This window comes from Legionella maceachernii (assembly GCF_900167045.1).
Taxonomy (GTDB): domain Bacteria; phylum Pseudomonadota; class Gammaproteobacteria; order Legionellales; family Legionellaceae; genus Tatlockia; species Tatlockia maceachernii.
In genome coordinates, this window is record NZ_FUXJ01000022.1 from 30,891 (window position 1) to 46,177 (window position 15,287).

Genomic DNA, 15,287 nt, shown 5'->3' on the forward strand with positions numbered 1-15,287 from the left:
GACATGAAACAAATACTTTGCCTTACCCTAATGATGATAAGTCTGCACAGCTGGGCTAATAACCCTGATTTAAATGAAACTCTGGTACGAATCATTAATCAGATTAACGCGATCATGCCTCTGCTTGATGAAGCTCAAGCGCAAATAACCCCCAATGCGCGAATCCAATTACAAATTGAAGGATTTGAAGATGCACAAGGCCAACACCATGCCGGTTTAAGAGAAGATTTGCTGAATATTCGCAATGGCTTGATTGACTACATCAATCAACCCGTGATTGCCCCTCGCAAAATTAAAGCCTTAGAAATGGACTTTGTGAGGAAACCCTAATGAGCAAAGACGAAATAGCCAGACTATTTGCTACTTCTTTCAAACAAGCAAGCAACAACATCTCGGCTCAGGTCTTTTCTGGAAGTATCCGTTTTATTGCCATAGCTCTGGTGATTTTAGCGGTGATGTGGTCGGTAAACCACATGATGGACGCAGAAGAGAAACAACAGCAGAGATATTTGGTACGCCTTGGTTCCCGACTCGTCAGGTTAGTGATTGGCTTGATGCTCTTCATCTTAATTTTATTCGTTAAGGAGACAACATGAAAACAACAATATTTCGCTCTATTTATCTCGGTGCGATCAATCTGTTATATGCCCCTATGGTTCTGGCAGACACTTGGTTCCCTAAAATTTCCGATGCAGACAACATTGGCGATGGGTCTAAAAGCATGATGTCGGTGACTGGAAACTACGTTAAACAAGGTCTGGGACTCCTGCTTTTTATAACAGCAGTTGTCACATTCATCAAATTCATTACCACAGTACAACACGGCATTGAAGAATCGAAAAAGAATGAGGGCTCAATGGTTGCTTTCGGTACTTTTGCCGTAATGGGCATTACCTATTTAGCAATCAGTATCGCGTCTGGCTATGTGGGATACACCATGATTACCAAGTTTAAAATCTAGGGAGAGAACGATGAATCAGCCTTCTTCGCGCCATCTTTCGCATGATTTTCCAGCTTGGAAAGGTTTAAGTTTGCGTGAGTTGTTTTGGATTGTTATTACAATCACACCGACAACTGCCTTGCTGTTTGTATTTTTAGGATCGATGGCAGGGTTTCCTCTGGCTAGTGGATGTATCGGTTTTATTCTGGGATTCATTCTTTCCATTACCATATGGCCTAAGAGTATAGCGCGCATTAAAGCGGGAAAACCTTATGGTTATCTAATGAAAAAAACCATTCAGTTGATGGTGCAATTAAGGCTCAAACATTCTCCCTGGATGAATTATCAAGGGCGATGGCAAAAGAACAGATCGGTAGGAGAGCCTCATGTTTGAATACTGGAAGAAAATAGATAGCCTGCATCATCACAATCGTTTGCTACTGGCTTTTGTGAGTGTTTTATCAGTAATCGTCTTAACTCTAATCATTAGTTTAATGACGATGCCAAAGCATTATGAGTTTTGGCTCAGTCCTAATATGGCCGCCAATGGTGGCTTAATGAAAGCGAGTGAAGTTCCTGATGAATATGTACAAGGTTTTGTTACTTCTTTAATGCCTTCTCTTTACAGCTGGTCTAATCAAGGCAAAGAAGAATTTACCCGCAATGTAAAAGCTTTTCACTACTACTTCACTCCACGGCATGAACAATTGATGCGAGAAACATTGGCGGCTTATAAAAATGCCCAGCTGTTCGATCGCACACAGATAGCTAGTCTTTTTCGATTTATGGAACCGCAAGATATTAAAAAAATTGGTCCAGATACCTGGGAAGTCAAACTAGTACTTCGTATTACTCAAAGACTTAAAGACAACAGCGCTATGGTGATTGCCGACAAAGTAGTGGCTTACAGTCTTCGGGTAGTCAAACTGAATCTTTCTCGTTTACATAATCCTTTCCAACTAGCACTGGATGGCTATACCCGTCCTGAAGAGCGTGTACAGGATTTACTGGTTGACACGGAGGAATACCATGAGACTCGCTAAAGCTTTCTTTTTATCTATAAGCCTTGGTTTAATGAACTTAAGTTACGCTTTAAATAGCGAGCACCTGGTTTGGGAGAAAGTACCTTTAAATATCGAACTACCCATTAATCAGGAACGATTGGTGCAATTTCCTAAAGAAATTAAGATTATCGATCAGCAATTAGATTCCAATTTGGATGTTTTGAAAGTTAAAGGAAGCCTTTACCTAAAAGCTAAAGATGCTTTTGAAAATGGTCGTATGATTGTGCAGCTTTTGCCTGCAGGAGATGTGGTTATTCTCAATCTGAAAGCAAAGGAGAAGATAGCTGACTCCACACCCATTGAGATACTAATTGATGAGCCTAAAAGTGACCATCAGCCAAATTCCAGCCAATATGAGTACAACGCGATTCAGTTAACTCGTTTCGCCATCCAAGCACTGTATTCACCCGAACGTGTCAGAGAAATTCCCGAAGGTGTTTACCGAACACCAATGCAAACTTATAAAACAGTTCCCTTGTTTTATGGTGCAAGTATCGAAGCTCATCCACTCGCTTCTTGGCGTGGAGGAAATCTTTATATTACTGCTGTCGATCTCAAAAATTTGCTTAACCAACCAATAGATCTACATTTTTCCAATCTCTTGGGTCATTGGCAAACCGCCAGTTTTTATCCAAAAAATGAAATAGCACCACGTGATCAACATGAAAGCACCACGGTATTTCTGGTTTCCGAACAACCTTTCGCAGCAGCTTTAACTCAACAAGCGAGGTTCAGCCGATGAATAAAAATAATGGCATTAAAATTTTGGCTGGATCGGTAGTATTAACCGTTATTCTTATTACGATTAATAGTCGTCAAAGCACCCCATCCAGTGACAATATAGCCAATCCCAATAATTTTGGTGAAGCCATTGCCAGTCAGTTCAATGACAATATCAGAGATGTTTCGGCGCGATTATTGGAAACAGAAAAAAAATTAGAACAAATGCACAAGGAAAATCAATCTCTACAAAAACAATTAAAACAACCTAAAGTAGAACCTAGCCATGTTTTAGAGGATGAACTACTCTCACTCAAAGAACAGATTATCGCACTGACTGAAAATAAATCGCAGTATCCTATCCAGGAGCGTCCAACACAAAGATCAAGTCAAATCAAAATTCTCGATTCCTTGCTCGATAAAATTCCGCAAGAAAACCAAATTAATATAAACCCAAATGAAACAAATTTAGAAGAACAGAAAAAAACGCCATTCTATACCATACCGGCTGGCAGTGATTTTAGCAAAGTCACGCTGTTGTCGGCCTTAATTGGGGAAGTTCCAATTGATGGAAAATTAATGCAACCCTTATTTCCCTTTACTGCCCTTGTTAGCCGTGGGGATTTAATGACGGCCAATGGAATGCAATTACCCGATGAAATCATTGGCATGAAAGTGATGGGTTTTAGCATAGGCGTAGGATCTTTTCTGGATAATATCAGTTGTCTACGAGCTTACATCACCTCGGCTTTGTTTGTTTTTGAAGATGGGCATTTTGTCAGCGTGGGTCAAGAGCAAATGAAAGGCTCAGCTGAATTAGTCAATAATGACAGCATTGGTTATCTCACAACCCAATACGGAAATCCTTGCATCAAAGGCCAATACATTACTAATGCTCCCCGAGTCCTGACCTCTCTTATGGTCGCAGGAGGTATCCAGGGTACAGGAACAGCTTTATCTAAATGGCAAATGAGTTACCAAGCTGAAGGCGATAAAACCCTCGCGACACCCTCAGGTGATCTTTCTCATTTTGCAGCAGGCGGGGCCATTAACGAAGGCAGCCAAAAAGTCACTGATTGGCTTGAAAAAAGAATTGAGGGCAGTTTCGATATAGTCTTTGTCCCTGCCAGTATTAAAGTCAATTCGCATTTTATTCCTAATCAACTCAGTCTTCATTTCAGTCAAACCGTAGCAATTGATAAAGAGCATCAAGGGAGGGTTTTAGATTATGGTTACCATCACCAAAAACATTTTGATAATGCTTTGCGCTAGTTTAGTCTTAAGCGCTTGTTCTACGTCTGGAGTATCCAAAGGATCTATTCCGGAAGAAGGACTGACTGTCAGCCAACTGTATCAACAAAGCCAGTTCTAACCGTCTTTCCAAAAGCCTATCGATCATCAGGTGAAACTCTTCGAGTCAGGTGAAGAATTTAAGCAACTGCCCAACCCAGAGGTGCCTATTCATGTCTTTGCCCATGTAGCACAACTAGGGGATGAACAAATCATTAAACCTGCCTATACCACTCGCTTTTTTCTTTACAAACAAAATCAGTATGCCCTGGCATCGGAATTCTTTTAGGGAGAAAGCATGAAGTCATTATTTAAACCTGTCAGTGAATGGTTGTTAGGTGAATCAAACACTCAAGCAGTGAAAGAAAAAGAAATTCAAAAAGGATATGCTGATCCCTTGCCTTCCTTTGCTGATCAATTTGCTGTCGTTGATTTTAACGAACAGGAACAAGTTTTTTTGTTTGCCGATGGGAAAAGCTTCGGTTCTGGATTTGAACTAGGAGATATTCCTGCAGAAGCTGCTGCTCCAGAATATTTGCAAGCAGTCTTTAAAAAAATTCGTGATACTTTTGCGTCAGTTGTTCCCCTATATCCAGTGGATCCCTGGGTTATGCAAATGTTTGTCCAAGATGAATATTGTCTTGATTCAGTATTGACCCATGTTAGAAATCAAGTCCCTTCAAATTTGCGCGATAGGTCTTTAACTCAGGATTATTTGCAACGCTTGCAAGATCTTTATCGCAAAATGACCCAGCCACAGGGATTGTTTCTCGATCCGAAAACCGGATCGCCCTATCGGGGCCGTAGACGTCGCATTCGCGTACTTTTTTATCGTCAGCTGCAGCAAAGCAATCTTTCACGCGAGCTCGCCTTGCAAGAACATCAAGAGATTTTAAGTCAAATCGAAAGCAAGTTGCGATCCCCTGGATTGGAGCTGAAACGAATGGGAGGCGAAGATTACTATCAGTGGTGGGTTCGCTGGTTCAATCCCAAATCAGCAGCTCAGTTGCTCGATCAATATCCCTACCCTGATCCTCTACCTGCAGGATTTAACCTGACTCAAAATACTTTATTTTTACCACCAGAAAGTGATGACAAAGGTTTCATTTTTGAAGGTGTAAAGCAAAGAATTTTATATGTGGATGGACTTAAAGAAGCCCCTGTTATTGGCTTAGTATCGCGTGAGCGGCAACAAGCAAATCCTAAACACCGCTATGCCCTATTAGATACATTACCCCAAGGAAGTATTTACACCATTCAGGTCGTTTTCAGCCATGATGCCACTCTAGATGCTCATTTAACTCGGTTAGAAAAAGGCATTGTGGGTACTAGCTTAAAACCACAAGAAGTTAGAGATGACATTAAAACTGCTCGAAATGAGTTAAGCACTGGCAATCGTCTCTATTGGGTAAATCAAGCTGTTTTTTATCAAGCTAAAGATGATCAAGAAGCTCTAAACATTGAAAAACAACTTCATTCCATTTTTAATGAAGCCAAAATGCCATTGATTGATTCAGTCTATGATATTCACCCACTTAATTCTTGGTTAAATGCTCTACCTTTCAATTTTAATCCTCATTACGCACGCAAATACTTGTGTTTTGATCGGTTAATGTATGCTACTGAATTAGCTGCCTTACTTCCTGTCTATGGTCGGAATCAAGGCGCTAGGCATCTCCCCTGTTTTCCTTTTTTCAATCGATTGGGTGAACCGGTTTTCTTTGATTTATTGCACCATGATTTTATTAGCCAAAACTCTCACTGTGCTATTTTCGCCAACTCTGGCGGGGGAAAATCAGTCTTAATTGGATGGATGATCCAATCGCTCCTCGCCATGAAAAATGCCCGCATTGTTCTCTTTGAAATGGGTAACTCCTTTGATCGCATGTTAATGCACTGCCAAAAACATGGGCTTCAAGCCAGACAACTGTTGTTATCCAATCAGAAAGACAAAGCAATTCCGCTCAATCCTTTCTGTGATGCTTACAAAGCCTTACCTGAAATCAGCGAGCAATCCAACACTGTCGCCTTGGCATTACAAAAACTGAAAGAAGAACAATCTTTACCGGCCTCTAAGGAAGAACTCGATTGTCAAAATGAATCGCGCTCTTATTTAGCTGAGCTGGCTCTGGCATTACGTACTATGATCACTGAAGCTAATGTCCGCGAAGAAGAAAATTTTACGCTGGCAGATGAAACTTTACTCATCGAAATTTTAAGCGATGCCATTTATAAGTCTGCTCAAAATGGCATCCCACAAATGCTCACCGAACATGTGTTGGAAGCCTTTGAACAACGCATTACTTCAGAAACAATACCTCGTAAAAAAGAACGGCTACAAGATATGGCTGACCGGTTGAAAAGTTATGTCATCAACTCCTCTAAAGCGCGGTTTTTTAATGTACCCACTGAACCGCTAGATGATTTTGATATTTTTCATATCGATATTTCTGCAATCAAAGATGACAGAGGAAAGCTTGCTTTAGTCATGGTTTCGTTATTACCTAGGATTTTGGCTATGGCGGAGCGAACTCAAAATGATCCCAGACCCATGTTCCTCATTATTGATGAAGCTCACTTACAATTTGAAATTGACGTCATTGTTTCCTACGCCACCTTAATTGCCAAAGTCGCAAGAAAACTGGGGTTATGGCTGATTCCTTTGACTCAAAATATTGCCGACATGAGTTCTGCCAAAGCCACTAAGATTTTGTCATTGATCGAGACCTGGATTGCCTTAGGTCTGGATGAGAATGAATTAGCAAATATTAAAAAATTTAAAACGCTTACACCCCAACAGGAAGCACTCATTAGGGATATAGATTCACAAAAGGGCTTATATTCCGAAGCCGTACTGCTTGGCTCTCGTTATCAAGGATTATTTCGCGTCATTCCACCCCGCTATTTGCTGGCTTTGTTAATGACCGAAAAAAATGAAAAGGCTGCTCGCAACGAATTGGAGAAAGAACATGGTGTGCTTGACGCTGCGGAGATCATGGCTAAAAAACTTGAGCAACCCAAAGTCACTACTCATAGCAGGGCTTATTTTTATGACTAATTCCTTGTGGGCATTGGAAAGTACTAAACCTCCTCAGTCGGTAAATAGCTTCACCATAGCCGCACGCGTTCTGCAAAAACTGCTTCATAACAGTCATTACAAAATCATTGGATCTTGCACCTGGAGAACCAACCATTTTCCACCCAAAATCGTGATTACCCCGTCCATTGAACAATTCCTACCTGACTTAGTAATCACCGTAAGCAACAAACCAGAAGAAAATCCTTGGCTTGAAGTCAGGTTTTTGTACGAAAACTCAGCCAGTAGAACTGTGTACCAAAAAGCCTATAAAGCAGCAACAGGGTTTGAACTGGGTTTTGGAAATGATAGTGGGCAAATAACCAATCTGCATATGAATGACGAAAGAACTAGAATCGTTAACGTCATTGGTAGCCCTGGCAATTTTTACAATTTTCCCTTCCTCTCTCACAAAGCCGAAACAGGATTTGGCGTACCTTATTATCTTGCGGAAGCCGATGCAGTAATGGACAGGACAGAAGCCGCTGAAATTTTCTATATGGGAACTCACCCTTACCTACTTATCAATCATGATATAGGCACTGCTACTCACAGCTGGGGGCCAGAAATTCCGCGATTAATGCGCGTTACCCATCCTTATAATTTTCGTGCTTCAGTAGTAACAGCCATGCATGCAGCCGATATTGTTACCAATGAAAATCCTCTGCATGTCACTAAATCAACTACTAATTCCTGCGGTCAAAATTGTGTTGTCGCTAATGCTATCTACGACCCCAAAAACAGCAAAGTCATCTGGCAAGAAATTTATCCTATCAATCGCAACATTAACCCAGGCGATGCAGATGATTTTGGCTTAGACGATGAAAAAGCCGGCAATGGTAATTATGTCTTTGTGTTATGGCGCAAATATCGTGGATGCGTCCAACACAAAGGAAAACTTGTGAAATCGCTTACCTTCCCCAAAGTAGGAAAACCCCAAAAACGATAGGATGATGCTATGAAAAAATCCCTTATTCTTACCTTGTTCATACCCTCTCTTACTACAGCTGGAAGTTTCATGCCCAGTGAGTCCGATTATTATTATGAGCTAGGTGGTACATCCAATTTATTTATTCCACCAGTAAATAAAGATCAAACCATCAGCATTGGGGCTGACATGGATGGACGTATGGGCTTTTCTTGTAGTGGTTTTAATCCAGTAGTTTCTATTACTAATACATTTCAAGACATGAAAAATTCAGCGCTCAACATACCTGCTGGTGTCATTAATAATTTAAAAGGGTCGGTTGCAGGATACCCACTCTATAAACTCCAACAGTCTATGCCTGCACTCTATAATGTTTTGCAAAATACCGCTTCGCTAGCGCATAACGAATTTACCCTAAAAGTCAAAGACTGCCAGGAAGTAAAACAGGCACTTGAACAAAATCAATCGCCTGTTGAAGGGATTTTGTCTGTATCCGATAGCCAAGGTTGGTTAGAGGCGGCGCAAAGAGCAAAAAAAGAAAATGTGGATGTCACTGAAACAGCTAAAAGTATTGCACAAAAACGCGATGAATATGGGTTACCTTGGATTGGCGGTGAAAAAGGCAATGCGGGAGGGAAATTCCAAAGGCCCATTAAGGTTATCAACGATGTTGTAATCGCAGGTTATAACATTCTATTAGAAAGAAAACCCCTCGATTCTTTAGATAAACCCAGCATAAAAACTCCCCTGACACAAACCTGGCCCACACCAACTGATGCTGCAAATTGGGCCACTAAAGTTTTAGGAGATATTCAGGTCAGCACGAATGAAAATAAACCAAACCATGATGCGAAAGCAGGCATGGGGCTCTCCGCATTATTGCAAAGCTGTGCAAACGCGAATACCTGCAGCCAGAATATTGCTAAAGCTTTATGGAATTTAGTCAATGGTAGCTGGGGATTAACCGAAGAAAATTTACACAAAGTAAGTGCTTCCAATTTACTGATTACCGATGAAGTTATTATTACTATTCAGCATTTACCCAAAGAAGAACAATTACTTACCGTTTCCAAACTAGCCGAAGAAATTGCTGTGCAAAACATGCTTGATAATGCACTGATGATGCGGCGCGTCTTGCAAGCAGGATTACAAGTTCAGGAGGTGCAAAACTTAAAACCAGCCATGAATATGGTTCTCTTTGCTTTAAAAAAACTGAATGACGATATTCACTCTCTAGCTTTTGAAAACGATGTCCGTAAAAAAATGATGACCGAAACGCTAGGCACAATTATGGACATACGCCATCAAACACAAAACAAAAACATTCCAGGGAAAGATCGCGAGCAGCCAGCAGTCAAAAATGGGGCCATTTACATCAAGGAAAACAAGGAGGCTTAATCATGATTGTTTTTAATCCTTTGTCCCTCTACACCACTTATTTAGGATGGCAACAATACGAAATTCTTTTTAATGCACTATGGCAAACAGGACTTTTGTATTTAGGATTTCTGGCAGTCGGCTATCGATTTCTTAAAAATGTTCTCAATCCAGCTGGAGCTTTTTATGCGGTAGAACATGCCTTGAATAATTTTCTTTATGAATTGGCCATTAATTTCCTAATTTGCAGTTTTTTTGTCTATCCTTGCGTTCCATTGGAAACAAAAGCCCTGCAATTTAAGCCTTTATGTGGACTTAAAAATCCTAATAGTGCAGTGATTGGCGATAGCGGAACAACCTATGATGAAGCCTTTGCTGATTTGCTTGGTAGTCAAGTGAAAATCCCTATCGGCTTTGCCATTATCCAAAATTTCATGTCTTCTTTCACTTACAGTCTTATGAAAGTCACAGGTTGCACTGATAGTTTGCAATCCATTCAAGGCGATTTGGTATCCACTTATTTACCTCACGATGTACGCAAACAAGCCTTGGAATTTCATCGACAATGTTTCATTGAAGCAAGAACCCAATTTAACAGTGAAAAGCATGAAGGCAGCGAATTGGACTCTATGTTAAAACGCTATGGTGGTGAAGACGATTTAAACTGGATGGGATCGAAAATTTTGCAAAAAATGTATTACAGCAAACTTCACGCACGCCAGCCAGTTCCTGGCTTTACCTTTAATCAAGCACCTAATCAAAATCTGCAAAAAGCCGCAAACCGCGGTGATATACCTCAAGAACAACTGCCAGAAGAAGGATACCCCAGCTGTCAACAATGGTGGAACAAAATCAAAAAAGATCTAGTAGAGGTTTCCAATAAGGCCAGCTTTTTTAATCGACACCTCAATTACTATGCGATGTTAGAACGAGTTCGTCAGTACAAAACAAAGCACCCCAAAGCTTGGAAAGCAGACATTAGCGCCGAAGATTTCATTGCAAAAATGTTACTTAGCGAAAGCAAAGATGTGCAAACAGACTCAGTAAATAGTTTGATCAATAATAACAATGGCAAGATCAGTTCCGCTATCACTCACACTCTGGTTAATGTAGGACAATTGGCAAAATCTTGGACTTCAACACCGTTAAAAAGAGAATCTGTTATGCAAACCCTGCCAGTTATGCAAGCTTTTTTTATTTTCTTTTTGATTGTCTTAACTCCGATGGTACTCGCTTTAAGTTGTTATAGCGCTAGAGCATTAGGCAGTATATGTGCTTTATTTGTAATGGCTATTTTCCTGCAATACCTCTGGCATCTTGTCGGTTTTATTGAACGTTCAGTCCTCGATCCGCTGGGCGAAAGTGATGCTATTGCCGCCATGAAGAATATGGCAGTTCTATTCTACTTTGTCTCTCCAGTTTTGCTATTAAGGTTATCAAGTCATTTTGGCGGAGAAGCAGGCGCAGGATTAATGGATTTGCTTAGTGGCGCTGAAAGACACAGCGAAAGTATGAGCCAATCTGGAATGCAAATCGCTAAAACGGGAGTTAAAATTGCCGCAGGAAGTCTTAAATGAAAATCTTAAATCACTTCCTTACGCTCGAAAGCCTCATTGTACTCACGCATGCTAATCGAGCCTGCATCGAGTTTTTCCTGAGCCTCATAAACAGACATATAACGCGTGGCAGGTTTCTCTTCTTCAATACCAACAAGAGCATTAAGAACCATAGCCAAGAAGCGAATTACTTTTCTCATTTGGAGCTATCCCTATGATTAAAAATTATATCCATTCAGCCATTATAGTATTAACTCAAACTCTATTGCCAATTCTGGTATTGGTTATAGCAGCACCCTGGTTTATCAATAGCAATCTGCTTCAACAGTGGCAAAGGTCTTTGGCGGATAATCAATTATGGTTTCTTATTTTACACGGACTATTTTATCTAGGTTTGGTATTTCTATGGCCCAAATTAATTATTCGTTTACAAACCCAAAGTAAAATTAGTATCGAACAATTAAATTTGGCTCTCAAAGTACGCTGGTATCTACTGAGCATTTTCCTCTTTATGGATACGGTTATGCTATGGAGAATGACATGAAAGACTATCCAATCAATAACCTATTACGAGAACCGACAGAAGCCTGGTCTGCAATCACCTGTTTTTCATTAGCGTTCCTGGCTTATTGCCAACCCCATCTTTTTCTACTAACAGAAAGTATTAGTTTCTATGCAGCTATCACTTTATTAATTCCTGGATCTTACAGAGCATGGCAAGCAATAAAGGTTAAACGTTACCACCATCGATTATTGGCTATGCCTACTTATGCCCTATCCACTTCAGAAATTCCTTTATCTAAAAACTGGTTATTCCTTGGAAAAGGGTTTCGCTGGCGACCAAGCCATACGCAAAAGTTACACCAAATCAAGCAAGTCAAAAACGAAAAGTTTATGCAGCGAGGCTATTGCTATCAAAAGATAAGGCGGTTTTGCCAGAACCATGAGCATAATCGAGTAACTAAATTGCTAAATTGCCGCTCAAAACTCAACCCATTCAGGCCCGATCCGCCAGTCGGAGGAAGCCCTTTTCTCCATGGTGTTGGTGAAGAAGATAAACCGGTCTATATTCCTCAAGAAGTTCGCGTCGGCCATACTTTTGTAGTTGGCACTACTCGAGTGGGGAAAACTCGACTAGCGAGCATCTTGATTAATCAGGACATACGAAATGGCGATGCAGTCATTGTGGTAGATCCTAAAGGTGATCAGGAACTGGTTCGCGATATGGTTGCTGCATGCGAAGTATCAAAGAGAACTAAGGATTTTAAAATAGTCCACCTAGGCTTTCCCGATCAATCCGCACGATACAATCCTCTTAAAAACTATGACCAAATCAGCGAAGTCGCAACTCGAATTACCGATGCAATCTCTGCTGAAGGAGAAGGTAAACAATTTGCCGCATTCGCGTGGAAATACGTTAACATCGTCGCTATTTGCCTCGACGAAATGAAACAGCCAATCACATACCAATCTATTGCTTTCTACATCAGTAGGCTAGACCAGCTTCTCATGACCTATGCTGATGCGATTCTCCCGAATCATTACCCTGATTACCATCAACAACTTGAAGAAATAATAGGAGACCATGACAGCAAGATTGGCAAAAACAATAAAACTAAATCCCCTATGGAAAGGCATCAGGCGGTCATTCAATATGTAAAAGACCACATTAACAAAACCATCAAAAACAATAATGCAGAAGCTCTACACGATCAAATCCTAATTGATCTCTACGATGCTGCCATCATGGATAAACACTATTACGACAAGATTACAGCCAGTGTCGGTCCGGTTTTATCAGAGATCAACAAAAGTAACGCCTCAAAAATTCTGTCATCTAAAATAAACCCTGAAGATATCGAGCTTATGGATATCATTAAAAACAAAAAAGTTCTCTATATCGGCTTAGACAGTCTCACTAATCCAAATATTGCTCAGGCAGTAGGAAAAGCCTTTTTGTCCGATTTGGTTTCAACAGCAGGAAAAATATATAAAGAGCCCAACGCACGCTACACTCTTAACCTACATTGCGATGAGCTATCCGAAATTATCCAAGATTCGTTCGTTAAAATACTTAATAAAGCCGGTGGCGCTGGATTTCAGGTTACAGCTTATGCTCAGACTATCCAAGATATGGAAGTAGCTCTTGGTTCAAAAGCAAAAGCGGAAGTTTCTGAGGGAAATTTTAATACTTTAATTATGCTGCGTGTTAAAAACGAAGAAACGGCTAATTTACTCGTCAAAATATTACCCCAAGTAGGAGTTGTTGGACATACGCAGGTTTCAATGGTTAACGATACCCCCCATGGAATTGATGGCGTTTACTTTAATACAACCAATGAAGATAGAATTCAGGCATCATCTGTTCCCATGATTGGAGTTGATGACATTGTTTCGTTGCCCAAAGGGCAAGCGTTCTTAATTGTTAATGGAGGTGAACTTTATAAGATGAGAATTCCCCTGCCAAAGAGGAAGGTGTGACTATGATTCTAATTTGTATTTTATGCTATTTCATTGTCATATATCTCGGAAATTTCCTAACCTACTAACCGTTAATCATTAGGTCTCAAGTTCGAGTCTTGCCCTGGTGTATAAAACCAGTATAGGTTTTGTCGGAGTTCAATCCAATCTTAAATTTTACGTGTCGAAATTTGAGGTAAAATATACGGACAATAACCTTAATCTGTAGCGTTAAAAATATCTAAGATCTTCAGCTCATCGTGAATGCCGTTGTCATAGTAACAGCCAAACTCCAAGCACCCCACCCACCATTAGGTTGAGCAGAGGAAAACCCTTTGTCCTGCTTCTATAATGATAGGGGATAATTATTAACTCTATGGACTTATATGAATCAACAAGTTATTGTTTCAATCAATCCTATTGGCTATAAGATTGAATTAGCTGATATTGATAATATTTTGGCCCTTCCCAAAGATGTAATAAGTAAGCATGTGGCACATTTTTTTAAAATTAAGCCAGAAGAACTGACAAGATCAATATTAAGTAGATATGTTTCCGCTTGCGATAAAATGACAAATATTAGTATCGCTTCCGCGCACGAAGATATTCAAACAAAATTAATCAATCCTCTCGCAAGTGCAAAGCGTTGTTATAGCTACGATGAAACTTTGGCTTGTATTGAACTTTGTGCAATGCATGGTGAAATGATATGTAATTTTTTATGCATCATTAATGAAATACAATTAAAAGATCCTTTGGTAGTTGCTAAATTATCAAAAGAGAAGCAAGGAAAAATTAATAAACATATAGCTAAAAATAATTTTTATGATGCTATGAATCAGCAATTACGACTTGAATGGCTTTATTGCAGTAATATTATTACTCAAAACGATTATCAAGATTTATTAATAGTTCATGAAACCAGGAAAAAATATTTTCATCACTGGGGACATGATCACACTTCCTTGGATTCAGACGCTTTGAAGTGTCTCGAACTTCTTTCAAGAGTAACTGCAAAATACTTAGAAGTATTAGATACGAACCAAAATATTCAAATCATTAAATCCTACATAAGTAGCCTGGTTTCTTAATAGAATTATTAAAGTGATTGTGAAAAAATTACTCAAACTTTATAACATGATAATAAATATATTACATTTCAAATATTTTGCGATATAAGTTCTAACACCTTTGGAATCCATGTTTCCTCGTACCATAGCCACTGATTGTTAACTACTAACTCCCCATATTTCTTTGCATTATCATTCCGATTTTTTGCATTTTTCCATAATCCTCTCCACAAATTTTTATGGATTGTTCTGCTAAAATTTTTATGTCCACGATTTCTAATAATTTCTATTACTTCCTTTTGTGTTAATTTTTTATATTGCTGATACTTATAAATAATATTTTCAATTTTTTTACCCTCGGCTGAATTCTCATCAATAAATCTGTAAGACTTATCAGCTTGGTTCTCATGATTTGTAGATACCCGCATATAAATAACTCGATTGATCTTGCCCGGGAAAATAGGACACATTGCTAAGCGACCAATTTGACTTCAAATTTTGCTGGTGTTTGATAACCCAACATGGAATGGAGTCGTTTCCGATTGTAATAGATTTCAATGTATTCGAATATATGATTTTTAGCTGTAGCTCTTGTTGCAAACTTTTCCCCATGAATTGCTTCAACTTTAAAGCTGTGGTTCCAACTTTCCATAGCAGCATTATCATAGCAATCGCCCCGTTTACTCATGCTACAAACAAGCCCATGACGGTTTAAGAGCTTCTGATAATCATAGGAACAATATTGGCTGCCGCGGTCAGAGTGGATAATAAGACCTCGAGGAGGCTTACGTTCCCATAGAGCCATC

At 39.7% G+C, this 15,287-nt stretch carries 17 protein-coding genes and 1 pseudogene; 15 read left to right on the plus strand and 3 right to left on the minus strand.

The window, feature by feature from the left end; all coding sequences use genetic code 11:
* The first annotated feature begins 3 nt into the window (after positions 1-3).
* From B5D33_RS14710 to B5D33_RS14765, 12 genes and pseudogenes are all read left to right on the plus strand, one after another.
* Positions 4-330: an RAQPRD family integrative conjugative element protein gene (locus tag B5D33_RS14710; protein WP_058452863.1), complete on the plus strand. Its 327-nt coding sequence runs from the start codon at positions 4-6 to the stop codon at positions 328-330.
* Entirely contained in the window at positions 330-596 is a 267-nt protein-coding gene (locus B5D33_RS14715; protein WP_058452862.1) for a hypothetical protein, read from the plus strand. The genes B5D33_RS14710 and B5D33_RS14715 overlap by 1 nt, the downstream gene beginning before the upstream one ends.
* The gene (locus B5D33_RS14720; RefSeq protein WP_058452861.1) at positions 593-961 is read left to right on the plus strand and encodes a hypothetical protein; all 369 of its coding nucleotides are present in this window, start codon (positions 593-595) and stop codon (positions 959-961) included. The genes B5D33_RS14715 and B5D33_RS14720 overlap by 4 nt, the downstream gene beginning before the upstream one ends.
* Before the next feature lie 10 nt (positions 962-971).
* Complete coding sequence (locus B5D33_RS14725) at positions 972-1,334, plus strand: TIGR03750 family conjugal transfer protein (RefSeq protein ID WP_058452860.1); 363 nt, start codon at positions 972-974, stop codon at positions 1,332-1,334.
* Positions 1,327-1,983, plus strand: a complete 657-nt coding sequence (locus B5D33_RS14730) for a DUF2895 family protein (protein ID WP_058452859.1) — start codon at positions 1,327-1,329, stop codon at positions 1,981-1,983. Before B5D33_RS14725 ends, B5D33_RS14730 begins: the two co-directional genes overlap by 8 nt.
* Positions 1,970-2,746, plus strand: coding sequence for a TIGR03749 family integrating conjugative element protein (locus B5D33_RS14735; RefSeq protein WP_058452858.1), 777 nt, complete (start codon positions 1,970-1,972; stop codon positions 2,744-2,746). Before B5D33_RS14730 ends, B5D33_RS14735 begins: the two co-directional genes overlap by 14 nt.
* Positions 2,743-3,996 carry a TIGR03752 family integrating conjugative element protein gene (locus B5D33_RS14740; protein ID WP_058452857.1) on the plus strand — a complete coding sequence of 418 codons (1,254 nt, stop codon included), beginning with the start codon at positions 2,743-2,745 and terminating at the stop codon, positions 3,994-3,996. The genes B5D33_RS14735 and B5D33_RS14740 overlap by 4 nt, the downstream gene beginning before the upstream one ends.
* A pseudogene (locus B5D33_RS17005) lies at positions 3,953-4,303 on the plus strand (TIGR03751 family conjugal transfer lipoprotein). The gene B5D33_RS14740 and the pseudogene B5D33_RS17005 overlap by 44 nt, the downstream one beginning before the upstream one ends.
* A 9-nt stretch (positions 4,304-4,312) precedes the next feature.
* A complete protein-coding gene (locus tag B5D33_RS14750; RefSeq protein WP_058452856.1) occupies positions 4,313-7,072 on the plus strand; it encodes a conjugative transfer ATPase in 2,760 nt (919 codons plus the stop codon).
* Entirely contained in the window at positions 7,065-8,039 is a 975-nt protein-coding gene (locus B5D33_RS14755) for a TIGR03756 family integrating conjugative element protein (protein WP_058452855.1), read from the plus strand. Before B5D33_RS14750 ends, B5D33_RS14755 begins: the two co-directional genes overlap by 8 nt.
* A gap of 9 nt (positions 8,040-8,048) precedes the next feature.
* A complete protein-coding gene (locus B5D33_RS14760) occupies positions 8,049-9,416 on the plus strand; it encodes an integrating conjugative element protein (protein ID WP_058452854.1) in 1,368 nt (455 codons plus the stop codon).
* Positions 9,417-9,418: 2 nt separating this feature from the next.
* On the plus strand, positions 9,419-10,972 hold the full coding sequence (locus B5D33_RS14765) for a conjugal transfer protein TraG N-terminal domain-containing protein (RefSeq protein ID WP_058452853.1): 1,554 nt from the start codon (positions 9,419-9,421) through the stop codon (positions 10,970-10,972).
* A gap of 5 nt (positions 10,973-10,977) precedes the next feature.
* Here B5D33_RS14765 and B5D33_RS16695 read toward each other — a convergent pair whose 3' ends face one another.
* Positions 10,978-11,151, minus strand: coding sequence for a hypothetical protein (locus B5D33_RS16695; RefSeq protein ID WP_165481453.1), 174 nt, complete (start codon positions 11,149-11,151; stop codon positions 10,978-10,980).
* A 14-nt stretch (positions 11,152-11,165) separates the two neighbouring features.
* Between B5D33_RS16695 and B5D33_RS14770 the strand changes: the two genes are divergently transcribed.
* The 3 genes from B5D33_RS14770 (at position 11,166) to B5D33_RS14780 (ending at position 14,502) form a co-directional block, all read left to right on the plus strand.
* Entirely contained in the window at positions 11,166-11,495 is a 330-nt protein-coding gene (locus B5D33_RS14770) for a hypothetical protein (protein ID WP_058452852.1), read from the plus strand.
* Positions 11,492-13,432 carry a type IV conjugative transfer system coupling protein TraD gene (gene traD / locus B5D33_RS14775; protein WP_058452851.1) on the plus strand — a complete coding sequence of 647 codons (1,941 nt, stop codon included), beginning with the start codon at positions 11,492-11,494 and terminating at the stop codon, positions 13,430-13,432. The genes B5D33_RS14770 and traD overlap by 4 nt, the downstream gene beginning before the upstream one ends.
* A 365-nt stretch (positions 13,433-13,797) precedes the next feature.
* Positions 13,798-14,502: a hypothetical protein gene (locus tag B5D33_RS14780; protein ID WP_058452850.1), complete on the plus strand. Its 705-nt coding sequence runs from the start codon at positions 13,798-13,800 to the stop codon at positions 14,500-14,502.
* A gap of 68 nt (positions 14,503-14,570) precedes the next feature.
* Here B5D33_RS14780 and B5D33_RS14785 read toward each other — a convergent pair whose 3' ends face one another.
* Both B5D33_RS14785 and B5D33_RS14790 read right to left on the minus strand, forming a co-directional pair.
* Positions 14,571-14,909 carry a hypothetical protein gene (locus B5D33_RS14785; RefSeq protein WP_058452849.1) on the minus strand — a complete coding sequence of 113 codons (339 nt, stop codon included), beginning with the start codon at positions 14,907-14,909 and terminating at the stop codon, positions 14,571-14,573.
* A 44-nt stretch (positions 14,910-14,953) separates the two neighbouring features.
* Positions 14,954-15,287 (minus strand): IS3 family transposase (locus B5D33_RS14790; RefSeq protein WP_078767492.1); only part of this gene is annotated, 334 nt, incomplete at its 5' end.